The 15,874-nt window shown below is 70.9% G+C and carries 19 protein-coding genes; 10 read left to right on the forward strand and 9 right to left on the reverse strand.

Annotated elements, in window-relative coordinates; all coding sequences use genetic code 11:
• Window positions 1-15 precede the first annotated feature (15 nt).
• The 3 genes from ACIP5K_RS03325 (at window position 16) to ACIP5K_RS03335 (ending at window position 4,097) form a co-directional block, all read left to right on the forward strand.
• Window positions 16-1,515, forward strand: a complete 1,500-nt coding sequence (locus ACIP5K_RS03325) for an MFS transporter (protein ID WP_401404407.1) — start codon at window positions 16-18, stop codon at window positions 1,513-1,515.
• A 261-nt stretch (window positions 1,516-1,776) separates the two neighbouring features.
• Entirely contained in the window at window positions 1,777-3,750 is a 1,974-nt protein-coding gene (locus tag ACIP5K_RS03330; RefSeq protein WP_401404409.1) for a PIG-L family deacetylase, read from the forward strand.
• 32 nt (window positions 3,751-3,782) lie between these two features.
• Entirely contained in the window at window positions 3,783-4,097 is a 315-nt protein-coding gene (locus tag ACIP5K_RS03335; protein ID WP_401404411.1) for a hypothetical protein, read from the forward strand.
• A gap of 115 nt (window positions 4,098-4,212) precedes the next feature.
• Here ACIP5K_RS03335 and tuf read toward each other — a convergent pair whose 3' ends face one another.
• From tuf to ACIP5K_RS03375, 8 genes are all read right to left on the reverse strand, one after another.
• On the reverse strand, window positions 4,213-5,406 hold the full coding sequence (tuf, locus tag ACIP5K_RS03340) for an elongation factor Tu (RefSeq protein WP_401404413.1): 1,194 nt from the start codon (window positions 5,404-5,406) through the stop codon (window positions 4,213-4,215).
• 153 nt (window positions 5,407-5,559) lie between these two features.
• Complete coding sequence (fusA, locus tag ACIP5K_RS03345) at window positions 5,560-7,686, reverse strand: elongation factor G (RefSeq protein WP_401404415.1); 2,127 nt, start codon at window positions 7,684-7,686, stop codon at window positions 5,560-5,562.
• 39 nt (window positions 7,687-7,725) lie between these two features.
• The gene (gene rpsG / locus ACIP5K_RS03350) at window positions 7,726-8,196 is read right to left on the reverse strand and encodes a 30S ribosomal protein S7 (RefSeq protein WP_111663838.1); all 471 of its coding nucleotides are present in this window, start codon (window positions 8,194-8,196) and stop codon (window positions 7,726-7,728) included.
• A 2-nt stretch (window positions 8,197-8,198) separates the two neighbouring features.
• Window positions 8,199-8,570, reverse strand: a complete 372-nt coding sequence (rpsL, locus tag ACIP5K_RS03355; protein ID WP_003948652.1) for a 30S ribosomal protein S12 — start codon at window positions 8,568-8,570, stop codon at window positions 8,199-8,201.
• Between the two features lie 367 nt (window positions 8,571-8,937).
• Complete coding sequence (locus ACIP5K_RS03360) at window positions 8,938-9,483, reverse strand: DUF1707 and DUF4190 domain-containing protein (protein ID WP_401404417.1); 546 nt, start codon at window positions 9,481-9,483, stop codon at window positions 8,938-8,940.
• A gap of 110 nt (window positions 9,484-9,593) precedes the next feature.
• Window positions 9,594-9,827 carry a hypothetical protein gene (locus ACIP5K_RS03365; RefSeq protein ID WP_401404419.1) on the reverse strand — a complete coding sequence of 78 codons (234 nt, stop codon included), beginning with the start codon at window positions 9,825-9,827 and terminating at the stop codon, window positions 9,594-9,596.
• Between the two features lie 67 nt (window positions 9,828-9,894).
• Window positions 9,895-10,884: a hypothetical protein gene (locus ACIP5K_RS03370; RefSeq protein ID WP_401404420.1), complete on the reverse strand. Its 990-nt coding sequence runs from the start codon at window positions 10,882-10,884 to the stop codon at window positions 9,895-9,897.
• Window positions 10,877-11,170, reverse strand: coding sequence for a WhiB family transcriptional regulator (locus ACIP5K_RS03375; protein ID WP_401404422.1), 294 nt, complete (start codon window positions 11,168-11,170; stop codon window positions 10,877-10,879). The genes ACIP5K_RS03370 and ACIP5K_RS03375 overlap by 8 nt, the downstream gene beginning before the upstream one ends.
• A 237-nt stretch (window positions 11,171-11,407) precedes the next feature.
• Here ACIP5K_RS03375 and ACIP5K_RS03380 point away from each other — a divergent pair, with 237 nt between their 5' ends.
• The 6 genes from ACIP5K_RS03380 to ACIP5K_RS03405 all read left to right on the forward strand — a co-directional run bounded on the left by ACIP5K_RS03380 (window position 11,408) and on the right by ACIP5K_RS03405 (window position 14,657).
• A complete protein-coding gene (locus ACIP5K_RS03380; protein WP_401404424.1) occupies window positions 11,408-11,890 on the forward strand; it encodes a helix-turn-helix domain-containing protein in 483 nt (160 codons plus the stop codon).
• Window positions 11,891-12,098: 208 nt separating this feature from the next.
• Entirely contained in the window at window positions 12,099-12,512 is a 414-nt protein-coding gene (locus tag ACIP5K_RS03385) for a hypothetical protein (RefSeq protein ID WP_401404425.1), read from the forward strand.
• 158 nt (window positions 12,513-12,670) lie between these two features.
• Entirely contained in the window at window positions 12,671-13,273 is a 603-nt protein-coding gene (locus tag ACIP5K_RS03390) for a phage tail protein (RefSeq protein ID WP_401404427.1), read from the forward strand.
• Between the two features lie 153 nt (window positions 13,274-13,426).
• Complete coding sequence (locus ACIP5K_RS03395; RefSeq protein WP_401404429.1) at window positions 13,427-13,717, forward strand: hypothetical protein; 291 nt, start codon at window positions 13,427-13,429, stop codon at window positions 13,715-13,717.
• Between the two features lie 188 nt (window positions 13,718-13,905).
• Window positions 13,906-14,148 (forward strand): hypothetical protein, encoded by a 243-nt coding sequence (locus ACIP5K_RS03400; RefSeq protein WP_401404431.1) that lies wholly within the window; start codon window positions 13,906-13,908, stop codon window positions 14,146-14,148.
• Window positions 14,149-14,447: 299 nt separating this feature from the next.
• Window positions 14,448-14,657 (forward strand): hypothetical protein, encoded by a 210-nt coding sequence (locus ACIP5K_RS03405; RefSeq protein WP_401404432.1) that lies wholly within the window; start codon window positions 14,448-14,450, stop codon window positions 14,655-14,657.
• A gap of 172 nt (window positions 14,658-14,829) precedes the next feature.
• Here the strand turns inward: ACIP5K_RS03405 and ACIP5K_RS03410 are convergent, their stop codons facing one another.
• Window positions 14,830-15,024: a hypothetical protein gene (locus tag ACIP5K_RS03410; protein ID WP_401404434.1), complete on the reverse strand. Its 195-nt coding sequence runs from the start codon at window positions 15,022-15,024 to the stop codon at window positions 14,830-14,832.
• A gap of 116 nt (window positions 15,025-15,140) precedes the next feature.
• On the opposite strand from ACIP5K_RS03410, the gene ACIP5K_RS03415 reads away from it, so the two are divergent.
• Window positions 15,141-15,857 carry a hypothetical protein gene (locus ACIP5K_RS03415; RefSeq protein ID WP_401404436.1) on the forward strand — a complete coding sequence of 239 codons (717 nt, stop codon included), beginning with the start codon at window positions 15,141-15,143 and terminating at the stop codon, window positions 15,855-15,857.
• Window positions 15,858-15,874: the final 17 nt, after the last annotated feature.

Below are 15,874 nucleotides of genomic sequence, written 5' to 3' on the forward strand. Positions count from 1 at the left end.
AGCGACACCTCGCCCATGAGCGACTCCATATCCGCGCCCGCAGCCGGAGCGGCACCGGTCTCCTCCGGCGCCCCGGCGGCCGATGCCCCCGATCCCCGCCGCTGGTGGGGCCTGGTCGTCATCGCCCTGGCCCAGCTGATGGTGGTCCTCGACGCGACCATCGTGAACATCGCGCTGCCGTCCGCCCAGACGGCCCTCGGCATCTCCGACGCGAACCGCCAGTGGGTCATCACGGCCTACACCCTGGCCTTCGGCGGCCTGCTGCTGCTCGGCGGCCGCGTCGCCGACCTCGTCGGCCGCAAGCGCACCTTCATCATCGGCCTGATCGGCTTCGCGCTGGCCTCAGCGCTCGGCGGCGCCGCGCAGAACCCCGGCATGCTGTTCGGCGCCCGTGCGTTGCAGGGCGTCTTCGGCGCGCTCCTCGCCCCGTCGGCGCTGTCGCTGATGACCACGACGTTCACCGACCCGCGCGAGCGGGGCAAGGCGTTCGGCATCTACGGCGCGCTCGCGGGCGCGGGCGGCGCCGTGGGCCTGCTGCTCGGCGGCGTCCTCACCTCGTACCTGAACTGGCGCTGGTGCCTGTACGTCAACATCCCGATCGCGATCGTCGCCGTCGTCGGCGCCGTGATCCTGCTGCACGACCGCGCGGGCCACAAGGACATCAGGCTCGACGTGCCCGGCGTGATCCTGGGCTGCGGCGGTCTCGTCGCGATCGTCTACGGCTTCTCGGAGGCCCAGCCGCGCGGCTGGGGCGACTCGATGGTCGTCTCGCTGCTCATCGGCGGCGCGGTGCTGCTCGTCGCGTTCGTCTTCTGGCAGTCCCGCGCGAAGTCGCCGCTGCTGCCGCTGCACATCCTGAAGGACCGCAACCGGGCCGGCTGCTTCCTGACCATGGGTCTGGCCACGATCGGCATGTTCGGCCTGTTCCTGTTCCTGACGTACTACCTCCAGGGCATCCTGCACTACTCGGCGGTCCGCACCGGTCTGGCCTTCCTGCCGATGTCGGTCGCGATCATCGTCGGCTCGACGCAGATCTCGGCCCGGCTGCTGCCGAAGGTCCCGGCGCGCGCCCTCATGGTCCCGGGCATGCTCCTGGCCGCCTGCGGCCTGCTGATCCTGACCCAGCTCGGCGTCGACTCCTCGTACGTCAGCCACGTGCTGCCCGCCGAGCTGATCCTCGGCCTCGGCATGGGCCTGACGTTCATGCCGGTCTTCTCCACGGCCACCAGCGGCATCCGCCCGCAGGACGCCGGTGTGACGTCCGCGATGGTCAACACCTCGCAGCAGGTCGGCGGTTCGCTCGGCACGGCGCTGCTGAACACGATCGCGACGTCGGCCACGGGCACGTACATCGCCTCGCACATGACCGACCCCTCGAAGAAGGACCAGGTCGTCGCCGCGGGCGTCGTCCACGGCTACACCCACGCGATCTGGTACGCGGTCGGCTCGATGCTGCTGGCCGGTGTCTGCGCGGCGCTGCTGGTCGACGCCAAGCCGCAGGCGGGCCGCCACTGACCGCCCCGCCACGGCCCCCGGTGCCCCCGTCCTCGCCCGCCGAGGACGGGGGCACCGGCCTTCTCCCGCCCCTTCCGGGTTAACGGACCGGGTACATGCGTGGAACCTGCATCCCCCGGCGACCCTCTCTCCAGGTGAACCACCGGAACACCTGAACAGAGGCGAGCGCACCACCGACCGCTGCCTCCCCAGCGGACGGAGTGCGCCCCCATGCGGAATCGACCTGCGATACCGAGGCCCGAAAAGCCCGCTACGCGAGGAATGTCCCGCCGCTCCCTCGTCCTCGGCGGGACCGCCGCCCTCGCCGCCGCCGGCCCGCTCACCGCCTGTTCCCGCACCGCGCCCGCTCCCCCGCCGCACCTCACCGCCCCCTCCCCCGCCTCCGGGCTGCCCGCCGCCCAGGCCGAGCGCGCCCTCCTCCTCCAGGTCCTCGCCCACCCCGACGACGACCTGTACTTCATGAACCCGGACGCCCAGCACGCCTTCGGCACCGGGACCCCGCTGGTCTGTGTCTACGTCACCGCGGGCGAGGCCGACGGCCGCAACAAGACGCCCGGCGACCGGCGCCCGGCCCCGAACAAGGCCGCCTACTCCGCCGCCCGCCACCAGGGCCTGCGCCAGTCCTACGCGGCCCAGCTCGGCCTGCCCCTCTTCACCCCCTGGGACATCACCGCCCTGCGCCTGCGCGGCGGCCTCCAGGTGGAGCTGAACTCCCTCGAACACCGGGGCCGCCGCGTCGAGTTGATCCATCTGGACCTGGCGATGCACACCCCGGCCGGCCACATGGGCGTCCCCGCGCTGTGGCGCGAGCCGGGCCTGCTGCTGCGCACGCTCGTCCCGGACGGCTCCCCGCTGCGCACGGTCCAGAGCTACAGCCACGACGCGCTGACCGGTGTGCTCGTCGAGCTGTTCGAGCGGTACCGGCCGACCCTGGTGCACACCCTCGACCCGGATCCGGACCTCCAGGTGAGCGACCGCGCCACCCAGATCCGCGACAGCGAGCAGCCCGGCTACTCCGACCACGCCGACCACACCGCCGTCGCCTGCTTCACCTGGGCCGCGCTGATCCGCTGGACGCAGGGCGCGGCGTCCGGCCCGCCGGCGGTCGCCGTCACCGCGTTCCGCGGCTACTACAACCACCACTGGCCCAAGAACCTCCCGCCGCAGGTGCTCCGCCCCAAGGCCGCCCACCTGGTCCCCTACGGCGCGGGCCCGGACTGGAGCTGCGGCGACCCGTCGGGCTGCGGCGACTACAACGTGGGCGGCGACCGCCCGCTGACCAACCGCAAGGGCTGGGTCCGCGCCACCCACCACCGCTACCCCGGCCCGCGCCTGGCCCTGTTCCCCGGCGCCGACGGGACGCTGACGGCGTACGGCGTCCTCGGGCTGCGGGCGGTGCGGTACACGGAGGCCGACGGGGGCAGCGGGTTCGGCCGGCCCGTCGACCTCGGCGGCGGCCCGCTCGCCCCGGTCCTCGGCGGCGCCGCGCTCCCCGACGGCCGCCATCTGATCCTCGGCCTGCGGCTCGCCGCGATGGGGGGCCGGGGCGCGCGCGACGTCCGCGAGATCGTGGCCCTGGAGCAGCGCGGGCCCGGCCGGTACGGCTCCTGGACGAGCCTCGGCAACCCCGAGGGCACCGACGCCGACCGGGGCCGCCGCACGGGCGTCCCGGTGGCGGTCACCGCGCCCGACGGCCGGGTCCACCTCTTCGTGCGCAACGCGGCGCAGGGCATCAGCACGCGCGTACGGGACACGGCGGGCAGCTGGTCGCCGTGGCGGGACCTGGGCGGCGGCCCCGTCCAGGACGGTCTCACGGCGGTCGTCGCCGACGGCGGGGTGCACGTCTACGCGCCCGGCCGGGACACGGTCCACCACTGGACGCCGGACGGGCCCGCCCCGCTCGCCGGGCTGCCCGTGCCGGCCGACGCGGTGGCCTTCGCGGACGGCCGCCTCTCCTACCGGCCGCCCGCCTCCCCGCGGCTGCTGAGCCCGGGCGGCCCGCCGGTCGACTTCCCCGGCTACGGTCCGGTGGCGGCCGCGGGCCCGTACCTGCTCGGGCTCGGCACCGACGGCCGGGTGCAGCTCCTGGAGCGCGGCCGCGTGCTGCGCCCGGCCACCGACCCCGTCACCCTGGACGGCCCGGCGCTGGTGGCGGACCGGCGCGGGCCGACCGCCGCGGGGCTCTCGCCGGACGCCCGCCCGTGGTTGTGGCGGCCGTCCCGGGCAAAGGCCTGACGGACCGGGGGCCGGGCCCGCACACTGGCCCGATGCCACGCGACCACGACCTGCCCGGGGCCGACCGCGGCCGGCTGCGGCTGATCCTCGCCGTGCCGGTCGTCATCCTGACGCTGCTGTCCTGCTACTTCTGCTGGTGGGCCGTGACCATCCGGCCGGCGGGCCCCTGGGACGAGACCGCCCACCGGGGCGTCGCGCTGTCCTGCTTCCTCACGATCGGGTTCGGCGTCGCCCTGCTCGGCCTGTGGCTGCCGCGGCCGCTGCGCCGGCTCGTCGACTGGACCTGGGTCGCGCCGGGTGCCGTCCTCGCCGCCGTGGCCGCGGCGCGCTGGGCGATCGCCCCCTGACCGGGCCGCGGCACCCGGCGCGACATGCGGAAAGGGCCCGTACGACCGAAGTCGTACGGGCCCTTTCAGAGCTCGCTGGAGCTACCAGGCGTCAAGCCCAACAGGTAAGCGGTGCTTACTTGTTGATCTTGGTGACCTGGCCGGCGCCGACGGTCCGGCCACCCTCACGGATGGCGAACTTGAGGCCCTCCTCCATGGCGACGGGCTGGATGAGCTCCACCTTCATCTCGGTGTTGTCACCCGGCATGACCATCTCGGTGCCCTCGGGGAGGGTCACGACGCCGGTCACGTCCGTCGTACGGAAGTAGAACTGCGGGCGGTAGTTGTTGAAGAAGGGGGTGTGACGGCCACCCTCGTCCTTCGACAGGATGTACGCCTGCGCCTCGAACTCGGTGTGCGGCGTGACCGAACCCGGCTTGATGATGACCTGGCCGCGCTCGACGTCCTCGCGCTTGATGCCACGGAGGAGCAGACCGACGTTCTCACCGGCCTGGCCCTCGTCGAGCAGCTTGCGGAACATCTCGATGCCGGTGACCGTGGTGGTGGTCTTCTCGGTCTTGATGCCGATGATGTCGACGGTCTCGTTGACCTTCAGGACACCACGCTCGATACGGCCGGTGACGACCGTACCGCGACCGGTGATCGTGAAGACGTCCTCGATGGGCATGAGGAACGGCTTGTCGACGTCACGCTCGGGCTGCGGGATGGACTCGTCGACGGCCTTCATCAGGTCGAGGATCGAGTTGCCCCACTCCTTGTCGCCCTCAAGGGCCTTCAGAGCCGAGACCTTGACGACCGGAACGTCGTCGCCCGGGAACTCGTACTCGGAGAGGAGCTCACGGACCTCGAGCTCGACGAGCTCCAGGATCTCCTCGTCGTCCACCATGTCGGCCTTGTTCAGGGCGACGACGATGTACGGAACGCCGACCTGGCGGGCCAGGAGCACGTGCTCCTTGGTCTGCGGCATCGGGCCGTCGGTGGCGGCGACCACGAGGATGGCGCCGTCCATCTGCGCGGCACCCGTGATCATGTTCTTGATGTAGTCCGCGTGACCGGGGCAGTCGACGTGCGCGTAGTGACGCGTCTCCGTCTGGTACTCGACGTGCGCGATCGAGATCGTGATACCGCGCTGGCGCTCCTCAGGAGCCTTGTCGATCTGGTCGAAGGCCGAGGCCTCGTTCAGGTCCGGGTACGCGTCGTGCAGCACCTTGGTAATGGCGGCCGTGAGGGTCGTCTTACCGTGGTCGATGTGACCGATGGTGCCGATGTTGACGTGCGGCTTAGTCCGCTCGAACTTCGCCTTCGCCACTGGGTCCTCCTGTGGAGTGGTTCTGTACGCCTTGCTTCATCGGCGCCAGGTGATCTTTGCTGGAAAGCCAGGGCCCGGGGGCATTCAGCGACGGTCGTCCCTGAATGCCCGGTCGGGCTCCGGAGTCAAGCCTAAAGCGTGAACTCGAGTGAGTTACTCGCCCTTGGCCTTCGCGATGATCTCCTCGGCGACGTTCCGCGGAACCTCGGCGTAGGAGTCGAACTGCATCGAGTAGCTCGCGCGACCCGACGTCTTGCTGCGGAGGTCTCCGACGTAGCCGAACATCTCCGAGAGGGGCACGAGGCCCTTCACGACGCGAGCGCCGCTGCGCTCCTCCATGGCCTGGATCTGGCCACGGCGGGAGTTGATGTCACCGATGACATCGCCCATGTAGTCCTCGGGCGTGGTGACCTCGACGGCCATCATCGGCTCGAGCAGCACGGGGGACGCCTTGCGCGCGGCCTCCTTGAAGGCCTGCGAACCGGCGATCTTGAAGGCCAGCTCGGAGGAGTCGACCTCGTGGTAGGCACCGTCGAGCAGCGTGACACGCACACCGGTCATCTCGTAACCGGCGAGGATGCCGAACTGCATGGCCTCCTGCGCACCGGCGTCCACCGACGGGATGTACTCCCGCGGGATGCGGCCACCGGTGACCTTGTTCACGAACTCGTACGACGACTCGCCGCCCTCGATGGGCTCGATCGCGATCTGCACCTTGGCGAACTGACCGGTACCACCGGTCTGCTTCTTGTGGGTGTAGTCCACGCGCTCGACGGCCTTGCGGATCGTCTCGCGGTACGCGACCTGGGGCTTGCCGACGTTCGCCTCGACGCGGAACTCGCGCTTCATGCGGTCGACGAGCACCTCGAGGTGGAGCTCACCCATACCACCGATGATGGTCTGGCCGGTCTCCTCGTCCGAGTGCACCTGGAAGGAGGGGTCCTCCTCCGAGAGGCGCTGGATGGCGACACCCAGCTTCTCCTGGTCACCCTTGGACTTCGGCTCGATGGCGACCTGGATGACAGGCGCCGGGAAGTCCATGGACTCCAGGATGACCTGCTGCTTGTCGTCACAGAGCGTCTCGCCCGTGGTGGTCTGCTTCAGACCCATGACGGCGACGATGTCACCGGCGCCCACCGACTCGATCTCCTCACGCTTGTTCGCGTGCATGCGGTAGATCTTGCCGATGCGCTCCTTCTTGCCCTTGACGGGGTTCAGCACCGCGGTGCCGGACTCCAGGCGGCCCGAGTAGACCCGGACGAAGGTGAGCTTGCCCAGGTGCGGGTCGCTCATGATCTTGAACGCGAGGGCGGCCAGCGGCTCGTCGTCCGACGGCTTGCGCTTGACGACGACCTCGGGGTCCTTGACGTCGTGGCCCTCGATGGCCTCGACGTCGAGCGGGGTCGGCAGGTAGCGCACGACGGCGTCGAGCAGGGGCTGAACGCCCTTGTTCTTGAACGCGGTGCCGCAGAACACGGGGGTGACGGTGGTGTCGCCGCCCTTGCCGGAGGCGATGGTGATGCGACGCACGGCGGCGTGCAGCTGCTCGATGGTGGGCTCGGTGCCCTCCAGGAACAGCTCCATCATCTCTTCGTCGTTCTCCGCGACGGCCTCGAGCAGCTTGCCGCGGTACTCCTCGGCAGCCTCGACGTGCGTGGCCGGGATGTCGACGATGTCGTACGCCTCGCCCTTGGCGGCCTCGGCCGACCAGACGAACGCCTTCATCGTGACGAGGTCGACGACACCCTGGAAGTCGGCCTCGGCACCGATCGGGAGCTGCATGACCAGCGGGGTCGCACCGAGGCGGTCGACGATCATGTCGACGCAGCGGTGGAACTCGGCACCGGTACGGTCCAGCTTGTTCACGAAGCAGATGCGCGGCACGCCGTAACGGTCGGCCTGACGCCACACCGTCTCGGACTGCGGCTCGACGCCGGCGACGCCGTCGAACACCGTCACAGCACCATCGAGCACACGCAGGGAGCGCTCCACCTCAACGGTGAAGTCGACGTGCCCGGGGGTGTCGATGATGTTGATCGTGTAGTCGTCGTTCTCGAGCGGCCAGTGACAGGTGGTGGCAGCAGAGGTGATCGTGATGCCACGCTCCTGCTCCTGCTCCATCCAGTCCATGGTGGCAGCGCCGTCGTGGACCTCACCGATCTTGTACGAGACACCGGTGTAGAACAGGATCCGCTCGGTCGTCGTCGTCTTGCCCGCGTCGATGTGCGCCATGATCCCGATGTTGCGGACCTTGGCAAGGTCAAGTGAAGTGGTAGCCATAAGGCTTCAGTCTTCTCTCGGTCTCGATGTGGGTAGCGACTACCAGCGGTAGTGCGCGAAGGCCTTGTTGGACTCGGCCATCTTGTGCGTGTCCTCGCGCTTCTTGACGGCAGCACCGAGGCCGTTGGAGGCGTCGAGCAGCTCGTTCATCAGACGCTCGGTCATCGTCTTCTCGCGACGGGCGCGGGAGTAGCCGACGAGCCAGCGGAGCGCGAGGGTGTTGGCGCGGCCGGGCTTGACCTCGACCGGGACCTGGTAGGTCGCGCCACCGACACGGCGGGACTTGACCTCGAGGGTCGGCTTGATGTTCTCGAGCGCGCGCTTCAGCGTGATGACCGGGTCGTTGCCCGACTTCTCACGCAGGCCCTCCATGGCGCCGTACACGATGCGCTCGGCGGTGGAGCGCTTGCCGTTCAGCAGCACCTTGTTGATGAGGGAGGTCACCAGAGGAGAACCGTAGACCGGGTCGATGATGACCGGGCGCTTCGGGGCGGGGCCCTTACGAGGCATTCTTACTTCTCCTTCTTGGCGCCGTAGCGGCTGCGGGCCTGCTTGCGGTTCTTGACACCCTGGGTGTCGAGGGAACCGCGGATGATCTTGTAACGAACACCGGGCAGGTCCTTCACACGGCCACCGCGCACGAGCACGATGGAGTGCTCCTGCAGGTTGTGTCCCTCACCCGGAATGTAGGCCGTGACCTCGATGCCGCTGGTCAGACGCACACGCGCGACCTTACGGAGGGCCGAGTTCGGCTTCTTCGGGGTGGTCGTGAACACACGCGTGCAGACGCCACGGCGCTGGGGCGAACCCTCGAGTGCGGGCGTCTTGTTCTTCTCGACCTTGTCCTGCCGGCCCTTCCGGACCAGCTGCTGGATCGTAGGCACTACTTCTCCGGTTTCTGTGTGCCGAGTAGTAAAGCTAACCTGGAACTTTGCCGACCCACGCGGTCGGGTGTGTCGAATACTGCAGACCCCCGCTCAGGAGCGGGAGGCGGCAGATTGCGGTGGCCGTGATCAGACTGAGCGGACTGATCCGGACTCGCCGTGCGGCAGATGACACGCACAGGAGCCCAGGCACACCCCAGGCACAAGGTCTGAGCGTACCTACCTCACGGACTTCGGTCAAAACAAATGCAGCCCACTCCGACACGCCGGACTTCTCGCCCCCGCGCGCGGTATTCGTCCCCGTGGTCGCGGCCTTCCGGAGCGTGATCGGACGGCGCCCGCGCCGGGGTCGGCCCCAGGGGGAAGCCTAGGAGGAGCCGACGGCGGCGATCATGATGATGGCCAGGAGGAACGCCCACAGAGCGATCCACAGCCAGCCGAGCACGAGCCCGGCGACGGCCATTCCCTCGCCCCCCTGCTGTGTGCGACGGATCTCACCGCGCGCCATGTGGCCGAGGATGACGGCCGGGACGGCGGTGACCCCTCCGCAGAAGAAGGCCCCCAGCCCGCAGGACAGCGCGCCGATCGCCTTGCCGTTCGTGGGCGGCGCCGGGGCCGGCAGGAAGGTCCGCGGGACCTGCGTCATGGGCGGTCCGCCCGCCATGGGCATCTGCTGCTGGGCCAGGGGCCCCTGCGGCAGGTCCGCGACGAGCGTGCTCAGCTCGCCCACGGTGCGGGCCTGGTAGGCGCGCTCGATCCGCCTCTCGTACTCCGGCTGCGCGAGCCGGCCCTCGGCGAACCCGGCCCGCAGCACGTCGACCGCGCGCTCGCGGTCGGCGTGGGCGGCCAGCATGGACGGCTGCTGGTTCTGCTGCGGCGGCCAGGGCGCCGGCTGCCATTGCGGATTCGACACGAGACCACTTCCCCCGGACCTGTTGTGCTCTCCATGATGCGTCACCCCATGGCGGGGCGGCCACCCCGATGTGTCCCGGGGTGACCGTCCTGTGACGCACGGGGTGCGGGCTAACGCGCCGGGGGTGTGGGGCGCCGGGCCCCCGCGCGCTCGGCGGCGAAGACGTCCTCCAGGCGGAAGAGCGCGGCCCGGCCCGCCCTGCCCGCCGCCTTCAGGCGTCCCGTCTGGACCCATTTGCGGATGGTCGCCGGGGCGACGCCGGCCTCCTGCGCGGCGAGGGGGCCGGGGATGAGCGTGGGCGGTGCGGGGACGGAGCTCGGCGGGGTCGTCCTGCGATCGGTCATACGGTCCTCTCTCCTACGGGTGTTCCCCTACGGGCGGGCGGGGCGGCGGGGCGCGCGGCGGGGTCGGTCATCCCTGGGCCCACGCGTGCCGGTAGGCCGGGTCGTCGTGGCAGCCGCAGTCGGGCGCGGAGCAGCGGCAGGCCGGGTTCACGCAGAGGACGGCGGCCCGCTCGGGGAAGGCGCGCAGCGAGACGGAGTCGCACCACGGGCAGCGTCCGGCGACGCGCACGACGGTCTCGGTGTCGCCCAGGGCGCGGGCGCAGCGCCGGGCCATGCGGCGGCTCTCGTCCCGCACGTGTCCGGCGAGCACCGGGTCGGCGGCGATGTCGTCGAGGAGCGCGGTGATGCGGCGCAGCCGTGCGGGCACGTCGGCGCGGCGGGCGCGGGGCAGCCGGAGCCGTTCACGCACCGCCTCCTCCAGTTCGATCACGCCGTCGGTGATGTCCCGGATGGTGTCGGAGATGTGCAGCCGCAGCGGGGCGGCGCCGGGCCCGGGCGCGGTGAGGCCGTGGCGCTGCTGGAGCAGCAGGGCCTCGGCATGCTCCGCACGGATCCGCTCCGCGAGGTCCGGCGGGGGCGGGGCGGCGGCGCGGGGGGCCGGGGTGGTGCGGCCGGGGACGAGTTCGACGGCCAGCTCGGGAAACTGCTGGAGCAGCGTGCCGATCCAGAGCGCGGCGTCGTCGCCGGTGGGGGGTGGGGTGGCGGCGGTCGAGGTGGCGGGGGCCGGTACGCCGGGGGCCGGGACGCCGGGGGCCGGTACGCCGGGAGCCGGGACGCCGGGAGCCGGTACGCCGGGAGCCGGTACGCCGGGGGCCGGACGGTCGGGAGCCGGACGGCCGGGAGCCGGGACGCCGGGAGCCGGTACGCCGGGAGCCGGTACGCCGGGGGCCGGACGGTCGGGAGCCGGACGGCCGGGAGCCGGGACGCCGGGAGCCGGTACGCCGGGAGCCGGACGGTCGGGAGCCGGGACGCCGGGTGCCGCACGGCCGAAAGCCGGACGGCCGGAAGCCGGACGGCCGGGGGCCGGACGGTCGGAGGAAGGGTGTCGGTCACGCAACGGAGCCTCCCCGCAGGTGGAGGTCGACGAAGCGGGCGGGCAGGTCGACCGGGCGTCCGCTGCGCCAGAGCCGACCCCCGCAGACCCCGTCGAACCAGTTGTCGGCCGGGGCCACCGCCTCCTCGCAGCGGCGGCGCACCGGACAGCCGGCACAGGCGCGCAGCGCGGGCACGGCCTCCTTGGCCTTCTTGGAGAAGACGACCGCCGGCGGGAGCCCCGCGCAGGCGGCGGCGGACTGCCAGGCGTGTGATCGGGGCGGTGCCGGACACGAGCCGGTGACGGACATGGAGCCTCCACTGGTGCGAAGCATGCAAGGTGACGCGGCCGCGCGACGTGAACGGCGAGACGCGGGCGATGACGAGTGGCCCCTGGTGGAGCGGGCGACCGCCAGGGTGGCAGATTGCGTGCGCGCTCGCAACGAATATGCGGCTGCCACGTGCTCATAAGTGCTTGCACGCAAGCACGTAATTCCGCGCGCGCAAGCAAGCTAGACTGGCCGTCTCCAACGGAAGCGAGCCCTGTGATGACCAGCCAGGAACTGGACGCGTTCGCCGCCTGGGTCGAGGACCTGATGCGCGAGCGCGGCTACGACATCGACAGCCCGCGCGGTGGAGGCAAGTCGCGCATCGCGGACGAGGCGGGCGTCCACCGCGCCGCCGTGACCCGCCTGCTCCAGCGCCAGAGCATGCCGGACCTGGAGACCACGCGCAGACTCGCCCGCGTACTGGGGGTGCCGGTCCGCGAGATGCTCATCCGTTCCGGGCGGCTCACCGCCGAGGAACTGGCCGACCCGCGCGAGCACCTGGCGACACCCGAGCCCGGCGCGGCGCCGGGCCGCCGGCCCACCCTGGAGGAGGTCGCCGATCTGCTGGGGGTGCCCGCGGACCGGCGGGAGATGTTCGTACGCGTGGTCGAGCAGTTCCTGCCGGGCGAGACCGCGGGATCTGGAGCGGGACCGGCACCGACACCGGCACCGGCACCCGCATCGGGACCAGCGCACGCCTGACACCACCCCCCTCCCCCACCCGCGCACGACCCGCCCCCTCCTCCCCGTCCCCCCTGCTCCCCCTCCTCCCCGCGCCGCCCGCACCACCTCGTACCGGCCCGGCGCATTCGCTTTCCGTTTTAGTTGCGTGCGCGCACGCACTCATGTCACAGTTGGTGCAGCGGCGGAGCTGTGCCGCCTTCCCGAAGCTGCCCCGAGGTGACCCGGCATGACCACACCCACTCCCCCGAGCACCTTCCCCGACGTCGAGGCGATGGTCGTCGACGTGCTGAAGGACGACTCCAGGCTCTCCGGCGCGATCGTCGCCGTCCAGGCCCCGACAGGTTTCGACGGCACGGCCGCCGCCGTGTTCGTCAACCGGCGCGGTGGCGCCTGGGTCGGCGAGCGCCATGTCGACCAGCCGCTGATCGAGCTGGAGGTGTACGGACCGACCAAGCACACCGCGCACCTCCTCGCCAACGACGCCCGCCAGGCCGTCCTGGCCATGGCCGGCAAGCGGTTCGGCACGAACTTCGTCACGGAGGCCGAGGAGCAGGACGGGCCGCGCTGGCTGCCCGACTACCTCTACTCCGCGGCCAATCGCTACGTGACCCTCATCAAGGTGTACGTCGACGTCCACTGACGGACACCGACCTGCGCGGCGGCCCCTCCCCGGGGCTCCGCCGCGCCCCCGGACCGAAGGCCCCGCCGACCCGGCGGGGCCTTCGTCGTACCCGGACCGCTCCGAGTACGGCAGCCACCCCACCACCAGCACCCACCTCACCAAGGAGAACAACCACCATGGCAGGAACCAACTCCTCCGAGATCCGCATCGCGGGCGTAGGCCGTCTCTACGTCGCCAAGGCCGACACCCCGGTGCCGACGGCGTTCACCGCGGACTCCGCCCTCGACTGGACCGGCTGGACCGATCTCGGCTTCACCTCCGGTGACGGCGTCACCTTCAGCAAGAAGGACAAGCTGGAGCCGGTCGACGTGTGGCAGGCCGTCAGCCCGGTGCACTTCGTGTACTCGGACCGCGACCTGACGCTGAAGTTCTCGCTGATGCAGTTCAACGAGGACACGCTGCCCCTCTTCATGGGCGGCGGCAGCGTCTCGGCCGTCTCCGGTTCGAGCGGCGTCTACCAGTACGACGTCGCGGACCGGCCGTACGCCGATGTGCGCGCCCTCGGCCTGGAGTTCACCGACAAGGCCAGCGACGGCAGCGCCGTCACCTACCGCTTCGGCGTTCCGCGCGGCCAGGTCACGGCCGCGGACGACATCAAGCTGGCCCGCAAGGCGCCGGCCCAGCTCGGCATCACCTTCACGGCGATGGCCAACGCCGACGGCTCGGCGCTGGCGAGCTTCGTCATGAAGGACGGCTCGTACGCCGCCTCGGCGGCCTGACCGGCCGGGGCGGGGCGGCGGGCATCGGCGCCCGCCGCCCCGCCCCGGACCCCGTACCACCGTGACGGACCACTCTGACGGACCACCGTGACGCACCACCCTGACGGACCACCCGCCTTCCCGGCCCATCCGACCCAAGGAGCACTCCTCGCCATGACCCGTTTCGACGTCAACGCCGCGCGCGCCCAGCGCCTCGAAGCCCTCGGCCGCAGCTGGTCGTTCGAGCTCGACAGCGAGAACTACACCCTGCCCACCGAGCTGAACCGCGCCACCGCCAAGGCGCTGCGCAAGCTCGACGACAACGACGTGGACGGGCTGCTGCGACTGCTGCTGGGCGAGAAGCAGTTCACCCGCTTCGAACAGCACGAGGTCACGATGCAGGACATCGCCGCCATCCTGGAGGCCTACGGCAAGGAGACCGGGCTCGGCCTGGGGGAAGGCTGAGCCTCGTCGGGTTCGTCGATGAACACGCCGAGGCCCTCGAAGCGGACCTGCTCCGCTACTACGGCATCGACCTGCTCGACTGGCACCGTGAGGCGCTGTCCGCGCGCCGGCTCACCCTGCTGATCAAGCACCTTCCGCGCGACTGCGCCCTCAACCGCGACCTGCACGGCGAGGCCGCCGAGTGGTCGGTGGGCGACCACCTGCTGGCCGCCGCCGTCGATCACCTGGCGGCCTCGAACTGGATGTTCGCGAGCGTCAACTCCGAGGAGGGCGAGCAGCCGGATCCGCCGGCCCCGGTGCCGCGACCGGAGTACGAGGAGGAGGAGCCCGCCGACGGGACCCCCGCGGCCCCCGCGCCGGCGGACGGCCCGGCCGCCGCCGCCGACGACGGGGCGCCGTCCGCCGTCCAACTGGCCCGGTTCTTCGCCTGAGTCCGGCGGATCGGGCGGTCCGCCGGGCAGGACGACCGTTGACTTTCGGTCGTTCCTGCGCGATTCCCCGGCGGGAGAGCGCCGGGATCATGCGCCTCGAACCCGGTGGTTCCCGCCCCGGCGCCGCCGTCCGTGCAGGTCCGGACCGTGGGACGGTCAAGATCGCGACAGAGAGTTCGCGTCAGGCACTCACCGCCACCACGCTCTTCTCGTACACTAGTTCGAACAGACGCTTCGAACGCCCTCGGGAGCGCCACCTGTACCACCAGCCCAGCGGACAGACCGGAAAGCAGGCCGACATGGCGACTGGCACGACCCACTCCCCGCAGCAGCCGATCGACGCATACACCCACCTCGCCCACCTCCTGCGCTCCCCCGCTCCCGACAGCGAGGCACTGCTGGACCGGCTGTACGAGGAACTGCTGAACCGGGAGTCGCGGGCGTACGCGGCGGGCTGGACGGACGCGCTGGCGCAGGCGCGGCGGGGCGGCGCCGACCACGCGGGGTAGCGGGTCCGCCCCCCCTCGGGCCACGACCAACGGCCGCCGCCGGCTCGACCGGCGGCGGCCGACGGCGTTCCGGACCAACCCTTCACCGCGCTTTCGCGCGGATCACTTCGCGCGGATCACTTCGCGCGGATCACTGCGCGCGGATCACTTCGCGCGGATCACTTCGCGCGGGTCACAGGGCCAGCACCCACAGGCTCGCCCCGAGCGACAGCACTCCACACCCGGCCAGCACGGCCACGCGCACCGGGTGCGGCTCCCAGGCCGTGCCCTCTTCCGCACCGTGCCATTGCAGCAACGCACCCAGCAGAAGAATACCCGCGAGCAGCATGAGGCCCGCGGAGACGAAAAATGTTCCGACCAGTCCCACATTTCCCCCAGAATCACCTCGCCACGGCGCTAGAGGCTAACAGAGGGGACAGGGCGCGGCAAGAGCCGAATACGAGCCGCACCCCTGGTCGAACCACGACGAAAGAAAGGGAAATGATGGCGAATCACACGACGAACGACGTGTACGCGCAGCTTGTCGACCTCGACAAGAAGCTCGACTCCAGCTCGAAGTCTGCCGTGACAACCGCTCATTTCGACACGCAGATAAAGGAGGTGAAGACGGCTGTAGAAAAGATAGGGAAGAAAAAGGAGGACGAGACACAGAACTGGAAGGACATCCTCAAGGAGACCTCCCCCGTCAAGGAATTCCTCGCCGTCTTCAAGGGGGGTGACTTCATCGCGCAGACCATGCTCGTCGCCACCGCGATCACCGCCGCCGTCACGCTCGTCGTGGGTCTCCTGGCCAAGCTCAAGGAATTCCAGCACACGGTCACCGGGCGGACACGCCAGCTCGGGCTCTTCGGCTCCGTACGCCCGGAGGCGCAGCGCGTGCGCGCTCACCTCGGCCGGGACGAGAGCGGCGCCTGGGGAATGCAGCCCGAACAGGCCGCCGACGCCGCGCAGCCGAATCTCCCCTCCGTCAGTCAGATCAACGACGTCAAGGAGGCCATGGGGCACCTCAGCACCGCGGTCGACCTCTACCGCGGCAAGGTACGGGGCCTCGCCACCCCTCGCGCCATGCGCCAGATGGCCTCCGCGGCCAAGAAGCTGGAGAGCGCCGCGAAGAAGCACCAGTCCATCGACACGCTCACCGGCTCGATCCGTGAGCTCAACAGGGAAATGGGCACGCTGGCCACCCGGGCCGCGGGCTGACCCGTGCGAGGAGACAA

It is taken from the genome of Streptomyces sp. NPDC088785 (assembly GCF_044750685.1).
Lineage (GTDB): Bacteria > Actinomycetota > Actinomycetes > Streptomycetales > Streptomycetaceae > Streptomyces.

Excerpts from the sequence above, each read along its gene's own strand:
- ACIP5K_RS03405 (WP_401404432.1), top strand. The coding sequence starts at position 14,448 with ATGGCGACTGGCACGACCCACTCCCCGCAGCAGCCGATCGACGCATAC.
- ACIP5K_RS03415 (WP_401404436.1), top strand. The coding sequence starts at position 15,141 with ATGGCGAATCACACGACGAACGACGTGTACGCGCAGCTTGTCGACCTC.
- ACIP5K_RS03385 (WP_401404425.1), top strand. The coding sequence starts at position 12,099 with ATGACCACACCCACTCCCCCGAGCACCTTCCCCGACGTCGAGGCGATG.
- rpsG (WP_111663838.1), bottom strand. The coding sequence starts at position 8,196 with ATGCCTCGTAAGGGCCCCGCCCCGAAGCGCCCGGTCATCATCGACCCG.
- ACIP5K_RS03330 (WP_401404409.1), top strand. The coding sequence starts at position 1,777 with ATGTCCCGCCGCTCCCTCGTCCTCGGCGGGACCGCCGCCCTCGCCGCC.
- ACIP5K_RS03395 (WP_401404429.1), top strand. The coding sequence starts at position 13,427 with ATGACCCGTTTCGACGTCAACGCCGCGCGCGCCCAGCGCCTCGAAGCC.
- fusA (WP_401404415.1), bottom strand. The coding sequence starts at position 7,686 with ATGGCTACCACTTCACTTGACCTTGCCAAGGTCCGCAACATCGGGATC.
- ACIP5K_RS03375 (WP_401404422.1), bottom strand. The coding sequence starts at position 11,170 with ATGTCCGTCACCGGCTCGTGTCCGGCACCGCCCCGATCACACGCCTGG.
- ACIP5K_RS03365 (WP_401404419.1), bottom strand. The coding sequence starts at position 9,827 with ATGACCGATCGCAGGACGACCCCGCCGAGCTCCGTCCCCGCACCGCCC.
- ACIP5K_RS03325 (WP_401404407.1), top strand. The coding sequence starts at position 16 with ATGAGCGACTCCATATCCGCGCCCGCAGCCGGAGCGGCACCGGTCTCC.
- ACIP5K_RS03380 (WP_401404424.1), top strand. The coding sequence starts at position 11,408 with ATGACCAGCCAGGAACTGGACGCGTTCGCCGCCTGGGTCGAGGACCTG.
- ACIP5K_RS03390 (WP_401404427.1), top strand. The coding sequence starts at position 12,671 with ATGGCAGGAACCAACTCCTCCGAGATCCGCATCGCGGGCGTAGGCCGT.
- ACIP5K_RS03335 (WP_401404411.1), top strand. The coding sequence starts at position 3,783 with ATGCCACGCGACCACGACCTGCCCGGGGCCGACCGCGGCCGGCTGCGG.